The 7,120-nt window shown below is 36.8% G+C and carries 6 protein-coding genes and 1 pseudogene; all 7 read right to left on the reverse strand.

The window, feature by feature from the left end; all coding sequences use genetic code 11:
• Positions 1 to 140: pseudogene (locus WBN20_RS14530) on the reverse strand (sprT domain-containing protein); the annotation flags it as partial.
• A gap of 101 nt (positions 141 to 241) precedes the next feature.
• Entirely contained in the window at positions 242 to 922 is a 681-nt protein-coding gene (locus WBN20_RS14535) for an SDR family NAD(P)-dependent oxidoreductase (protein ID WP_424282204.1), read from the reverse strand.
• A complete protein-coding gene (locus WBN20_RS14540) occupies positions 923 to 1,909 on the reverse strand; it encodes a M28 family metallopeptidase (protein ID WP_424275647.1) in 987 nt (328 codons plus the stop codon).
• Positions 1,910 to 2,000: 91 nt separating this feature from the next.
• The gene (locus WBN20_RS14545; protein ID WP_424282205.1) at positions 2,001 to 3,647 is read right to left on the reverse strand and encodes a 2-oxo acid dehydrogenase subunit E2; all 1,647 of its coding nucleotides are present in this window, start codon (positions 3,645 to 3,647) and stop codon (positions 2,001 to 2,003) included.
• A 4-nt stretch (positions 3,648 to 3,651) separates the two neighbouring features.
• Positions 3,652 to 4,650 (reverse strand): pyruvate dehydrogenase (acetyl-transferring) E1 component subunit alpha, encoded by a 999-nt coding sequence (pdhA, locus tag WBN20_RS14550; RefSeq protein WP_424270951.1) that lies wholly within the window; start codon positions 4,648 to 4,650, stop codon positions 3,652 to 3,654.
• A 188-nt stretch (positions 4,651 to 4,838) separates the two neighbouring features.
• Positions 4,839 to 5,324, reverse strand: a complete 486-nt coding sequence (gene cdd / locus WBN20_RS14555) for a cytidine deaminase (protein WP_424282206.1) — start codon at positions 5,322 to 5,324, stop codon at positions 4,839 to 4,841.
• Between the two features lie 133 nt (positions 5,325 to 5,457).
• Positions 5,458 to 6,606 (reverse strand): type IX secretion system outer membrane channel protein PorV, encoded by a 1,149-nt coding sequence (porV, locus tag WBN20_RS14560; RefSeq protein WP_424270949.1) that lies wholly within the window; start codon positions 6,604 to 6,606, stop codon positions 5,458 to 5,460.
• Positions 6,607 to 7,120: the final 514 nt, after the last annotated feature.

Below are 7,120 nucleotides of genomic sequence, written 5' to 3' on the forward strand. Positions count from 1 at the left end.
CCATCGGGCATGAGGCGATAATCTCCATGGCGGGTTACCCTCTGGTTAACTATTTTTAGGTTTACATCATTTGCCTTTATAAGTTCAAGACAAGGCGTGACCGCATTCTCAGGAAGGTATTTTAACAATGTTGCGTTCATTGAAGTAAAAATAGTTTTTATTGTTTTTAGCCCTGCAATAAAGATCTTTTTTGTAAAGCAAAAGAGACAAAATAAATTTAAGAATTAAAATATTCCCTAAATCAAGGGGTAGTACTACTTACCTGTAATAGTTTCCAATTGTAATAGCGCTGACCTTTTAATGCAAAATCCATAATATAATCTGCCATATCCTTTGCCGATATAGGTGCTTTATACCCCGGAAAAGCCTCTTCTAACATTTCTGTCTGGACTGCTCCAATGGCAAGCACATTAAACGAAGGTCCAGTTTCTTTAAATTCTTCAGCCCATAATTCGGTTAGTGTAATAACTGCGGCTTTACTGGAACTATAGGCCGAAAGCCCGGGGAATTTAACGCTACCCTGTACACCACCCATTGAACTAATGGTAACTACATGTCCTCCTGAGGTCATCTTGGGAATAAGTAGTCTTGTAAGTTCCGCAACACCAAATACATTGACCTTATATATTTTCTCAAATTCAATTCTCGTGGTCTGGAGAAAAGGTTTGTTCAATAATTGCCCGGCATTATTAATAAGAATATCTACCGTTTTCCAATCACCTTCTAAAAATTTTTCAAGCTTTTCAAAATCTTCGCCTTTAGTAATATCAAAAGGAAATGCAGTAATATTAACTTCATCTAATTCCACAATTGGCTTGTCATTTCTGGAAAGCGCTAAAACCTTATGTCCGCTTTGGGCAAAAAGACGGGCTAATTCGTATCCTATACCCCTGCTAGACCCTGTAATTATAACATTTGCCATTTAATAATACTTTATTTCTTTTTCGGGGGAATTTGAAAATCCTTCCAAAACAGGTATCATATCATTTATTACCCGGGCCATATGTTTAAAATCCATCTGGTCCAACTCATCACCTACCTTATGATAGAAATTAAAATTAGTGAAATCAAAAGTGCAATAAGTCTGTGACGGAATATTAAACTCGTTGTGAAAAGGATAGTTATCAGATCTCTGAAAAAGCCCAAACTCTTTGGCTTTGGGTAAAAAGCCAACCAAATTCTTATTCGCATATTTATTTGTTTCTTCTGCAAGATTGGATTTGTCATAACCGGTAACATAAATCATATAATCCTTGTCGACCATTGGAACGCCTATCATCTCGAAATTAAGCATCAGATAAAGGTTAAGGTTTTCTTCCTTTAATTTTTTAGCCAGATGGTTGGATCCTAATAAACCTTTCTCTTCGGCACTGAATAGTGCAAAAATGAGACTTCTTTTATTACTTTTAGAAGCTCCAAAATGCCTGGCCAATTCCAGGACAGTAGTGGTTCCGGAGGCATTATCATTTGCGCCATTGGCTATTGTATCTCCATTTTCGGCTGTTAATATGCCAATATGATCATAGTGAGCTCCAATTATGATATATTCATTTTGAAGTTTCTTATCGGTTCCTTTCAGAACACCAACTATATTATAAGCCGGCTTTTGAAAATTGGCTATTGTATCCTTAAAAGTTTCGAAATAGGGCATTAATCGGTTTTGAACAAAAATACCTTCTATAAATTCTGCAGCTTTCTCTATCCCTTCACTTCCGGAATCCCTTCCTTTTAAATCATCCGAGGCTAAAAAATTCATTATTTCGAGCACGCTGGTGCTATCTACTATAGTACTCCCCAAATTTCCTTTAAGTCCGTCAGGGCCCGCAGGGGTATTACCGGATTGCGTTTTTTTTAACGAACCACATGCCGTTAAAAACAATAATGCTAAAAATACAAATGCATGCTTCATTTCGATTCTAAATAACAAAAGGTATCCTAAGAATTTCGGATACCTTATTTTATGTATAATGAGACTGTTTTTCAAGAAATGGTTTTATTTATCATGCTAACATCGTAACCGGATTCTCCAGATAGGCCCTTAGGGTCTGTAAAAACTGGGCTCCTGTAGCACCATCTACCGTTCTATGATCGCACGCCAGACTAATCTTCATTGTATTTCCAACAACTATTTGGCCGTTTTTAACAACGGGCTTTTCAACGATAGTACCCACTGAGAGAATAGCAGAATTAGGTTGATTTATAATTGATGTAAATTCAAGAATACCAAACATACCAAGGTTAGAAACCGTAAAAGTACTTCCTTCCATTTCGGCAGGAGTTAATTTTTTAACTCTAGCTCTTCCTGCTAAATCTTTTACCAAAGTACCAATCTGCGTCAAACTCATCTGATCGGTAAATTTTAATACGGGCACTACCAAACCTTCATCGACAGCAACAGCTACACCAACGTGAATATGCTGATTATATCTGGTAGTATCCCCATTCCACGAGGTATTCACCTGGGGATGTTTTTTAAGTGCCATGGCACAAGCCTTGACTACCATATCATTAAATGAAACTTTGGTGTCTGGAAGACTATTAATCTTTACTCTTGAAGCCATGGCATTATCCATATCAACCTCAATCATCAAATAATAATGAGGAGCCGTAAACTTAGATTCACTCAATCGTTTGGCTATTACCTTACGCATCTGAGAGTTTTTTACCTCTTCAAAATGTTCTTCCCCAATTGGAAGGATTTGCGGTGTAGTTACCTGACTCTCTGAAGTTGTTTTGGTTTCAGCCACCGCAGCAGGAGCAATAACATCCTTTGATGGCATAAAATTTTCTACATCCCGCTTAACAATCCTACCATGATCTCCACTGCCCTTAACAGCCATAAGATCTATTCCTTTTTCCGCAGCAATTTTTCTGGCTAATGGAGAAACAAATATCCGCTGTCCAGAGTTTAATGATTTTTCCGCTTTTTTTGTTGCTTCCTGAGGAGCTATTTTCTCTGTTTCAGTAGTCGTAGCTGTTTCCGTTTTTGAAGTAGGTTTAGCCTTCAATACTGCCTCAACATTAGTCCCGGCCGGGCCAATTATAGCCAATACTTCATCAACCGGTGCCGATTCGCCTTCCTGAATTCCTATATAAAGAAGTTGCCCCGAGTAAAAGGATTCAAATTCCATGGTTGCCTTATCAGTTTCAATCTCAGCCAGTATATCGCCCTCTTCCACTTCATCTCCTACTTTTTTTAACCAAGCAGCAACTGTGCCTTCTTCCATGGTATCACTGAGACGCGGCATTTTAATAATCTCAACGTCTTCAGATATTTCACTTGAAATATTAATTTCTGCTTTTACAGCAGGTTCTTCTGTTTTCTCAGGTGTTATTGTGTCTTCCCCTGCTTCAACTTTATTATTTGATGTTCCCTGGTTACCGTTTAATAAGGAAGTAATATCTTCACCTTCGTCACCTATTATTGCTAATAGCGTATCAACCGGTGCTCCATCTCCCTCAGCAATGCCAATATGTAACAGGGTACCTTCGTGAAATGATTCAAATTCCATGGTCGCCTTATCTGTTTCTATCTCAGCCAAGATATCGCCCTCTTCAATCTTATCACCAACATTTTTCAACCATTTTACAACGGTACCTTCTTCCATGGTATCGCTTAATCTGGGCATGTTTATTACTTCTGCCATTTATTTATAATTTGTGTTTTACAAATGGATAGTCTTTTTGTTCATATACCATATCGTAAAGCTGTTCTACCGGAGGATATTCAGACTCCTCAGCAAATTTTTCACATTCCTTTACAAGATTTTTCACCCTATCATTAATTGCTTTAATTTCCTCTTCTGTGGCATACTTCTTCTCTTTAACAACTTCAAGAACCTGGCTGATAGGGTCTATCTTCTTATACTCTTCAACCTCATCTTTTGTCCTGTAATGTTGCGCATCAGACATAGAATGCCCTCTGTAACGATATGTTTTCATTTCCAAGAAGGTGGGACCGCCACCACTTCTAGCTCTTTCTATAGCCTTACTCATTTCCTCAGCCACCGTTACTGGATCCATACCGTCAACAGGAGCACAAGGCATTTCATATCCAAGTCCAAGTTTCCAAATATCTGTGGTATAAGCAGTTCTTGCAACAGAAGTCCCCATAGCGTATCCATTATTTTCACAAACGAATACGACCGGTAATTGCCAAAGCATGGCCAAATTAAACGTTTCGTGCAGCGAGCCTTGTCTTACCGCGCCATCGCCCATATAGCAAAGAGTTACTGAATCTCTTTTAAAATACTTATCGGCAAATGCCAATCCGGCACCCAAAGGTATTTGCCCTCCAACAATACCGTGACCCCCATAAAATCGATGTTCTTTTGAAAAAATATGCATGGAACCACCCATTCCTTTAGAAGTACCGGTTACTTTGCCATATAATTCCGCCATTACTTTCCTGGGGTCCACACCCATTCCTATGGGCTGAACATGGTTCCTATAGGCAGTAATCATTCTATCTTTCGTAAGGTCCATTGCATGCAAAGCACCAGCTAAAACAGCTTCCTGACCATTATACAGGTGCAAAAATCCACGAACTTTTTGTTGAATGTAAACAGCAGCCAGTTTATCTTCAAACTTTCTCCAGAATAACATTTCCTCGTACCATTTTAGGTATACCTCTTTGGTAACTTTTTTCATCAAATAATTTTCTTTATAATGTACTTGTTTTTTGCTGAAAAATTCAGATATGAATAGTTCAGGAATATCAAGGAAAAACAAAAATACACATTAAATCAATAGTGAAAAAAAAATGATAAAAAAGGTATATATCCAGTATAAAAAATGAATTTAAAGTTAAATGGAATTTCCTCAGTAGTAGAGAAAAATTATTTTAAGTAGGTACTTCCAAATGCTAAAGGAAGGATATCCTCCAGGGATTCACATTTAAATATTTGACCTGAAACCCCCATCATTAAAATAGCTATTGGTGAATTTTGTTTTTGTTCATATTCCGCAATGGCTTGTCTGCAATTTCCACAAGGCGCTGCAGGCCTGTCTACTTTATGGGTTTTAGACGATGCGCTAATGGCAATTGTTTTTATTTCAACCTTGGGATACTTTGCTCCTGCCTGAAAAAGTGCCACCCGCTCGGCACATAAACCTGAAGGATAAGAGGCATTTTCCTGATTATTACCTATTACAATTTGATCATTAGCCAAAAGGATTGCTGCCCCTACCATGAATTGCGAATATGGAGCATAGGCATTTTCTCTGGCTGCCACTGCAATTTGCATGAGTTCTTTTTCACTTTCGGAAAGCTCATCCAAAGTATTAAAAATCAATAAATCAAATGAAATTTTTCGTTTTTCCATAAAATGAGATAAATATCAAGGCTTACCAGAGTTAAAACTAAATGTACTTTATTTTAGATAGTTGTGCAAAACTGCTTTTTGCCTAAATAAAAAAACCTGTCCGGGGACAGGTTTTTTTGATATCTAATTTTGTTTAATCGTTATAATATTCCGCCCCTAAATTAAAAGTAAGCGAGAATCGCAATGTGTTTTCAAGAGGATTCTTCACTTTGGAAGTAGAGAAGAGATACGAAAGATCTATCTGGACCGATTTAAATTTAAACCCGGCTCCTACTGTAAAGAATTGTCTTGATCCTTTAAATTCACTTTCATGAAAATACCCTGTTCTAAACATAAAAGCATTTTGATAAGCGTATTCAGCACTAAATGCCCAGGTTACCTCCTGAAGTTCTTCTGAAATTCCATCTGGTGCATCACCAAATGATTTAAATACACCTTCAAAAAAGCCAATCTGTTGATATATATCATTATCTGCAGAATCTATTACCCCATCACCATTAAAATCCTGAGGAGTTGGCACCAGGAGTTTGTTGAATTCCAAATTTAATCCCAATACATTATCCTGATCAAAAATAAAATCAAAACCTCCGCCTATACCCAGATTTGTAGGTAAAAAATTGGTTTGACCACCTTCATCATATTGCATTTTACCTCCGAGGTTTGAGATATTGAAGCCGGCTTTCCATCTTCCATCAAAACTATTGTAGGCAACTTCCCTCGAGCGAAAGTAACCCGCTATATCCACTGCGAATGAACTTGCTGCTTGTGAATCTACATCACCATTTTCAGGTAATTTAAGATTTGAATTAATAAATCTTCCGGCAATAGCCATGGAGAATTTATCGCTTAGTTTTAGCGCGTATGAACCGTCTATAGAAAATTCATTGGGTTTTGCTATTGTGCCTGGATCTCCAGCAAATTGTCTTAATTCAATTTCACCTAACGTAAAATAACGCAAACTGAATGCAAAAGCACTTCTATCGTTTATTTTATTATAAAAACTTCCACTTAATAAGGAGACATCCGTAATAATGCTTTCCAGATAAGGAGTGTAACCTAACCCTATCCCCATCTTTCTTTCCGCAAATGCAAACTTAGCAGGGTTCCACTGCTGTGAAAATGCATCAACGGAAGTGGAAACACCCATATCTCCCAAGCCACCAGACCTTGCGTCTGCTGCTATGGTTAAAAAGGGTACCGCTGTGGTAATTACCCTATTTTGTTCCTGTGCAGATACCTTAAATACAAGGGTAAATAAGGCAAGGATAGCTAATTTTCTCATTTTTGTCATGTAATGTAGAATTAGTACAAAATTGATAAGTAGCGACTAATTAATCATCTACTTTATTTTGTCTTATTACTTGTTAAGTAACGAGCATTTCAAAAATATCTTGTATTTATGGGTGTATTATTTTGGAATTTAGTGGAATATGACTGAAAATGAGCACTTTATATAGATTACTATTTAATTTAAAGTTCAAAAAAGTGTAGATACAGAATAAGATAGTCATTAATAATTCAAAAGAAATGTTTATATCCATACTATAATATGTTTTGTGCCGTTATCAAAATGGACAATGTCCCACTAAATCTTGCCTGTACAAATGGGCAAAAATATTTTCGGAACTATAAAATATTATGTGATAATCATCGTTTTATAAGCCGAAACCGACATAATTTTATTTAAATATTCTATCAAATTACGATAAATGTTGTTTGATATTGAACTTAAGTCCTAAATACAGATGAAAAAACAGTTGATCAAAGTTGTACTTTCTTGTGCAGTGATAATGGGA

The sequence above is a fragment of the Eudoraea sp. genome, from assembly GCF_049665975.1.
Taxonomy (GTDB): domain Bacteria; phylum Bacteroidota; class Bacteroidia; order Flavobacteriales; family Flavobacteriaceae; genus Eudoraea.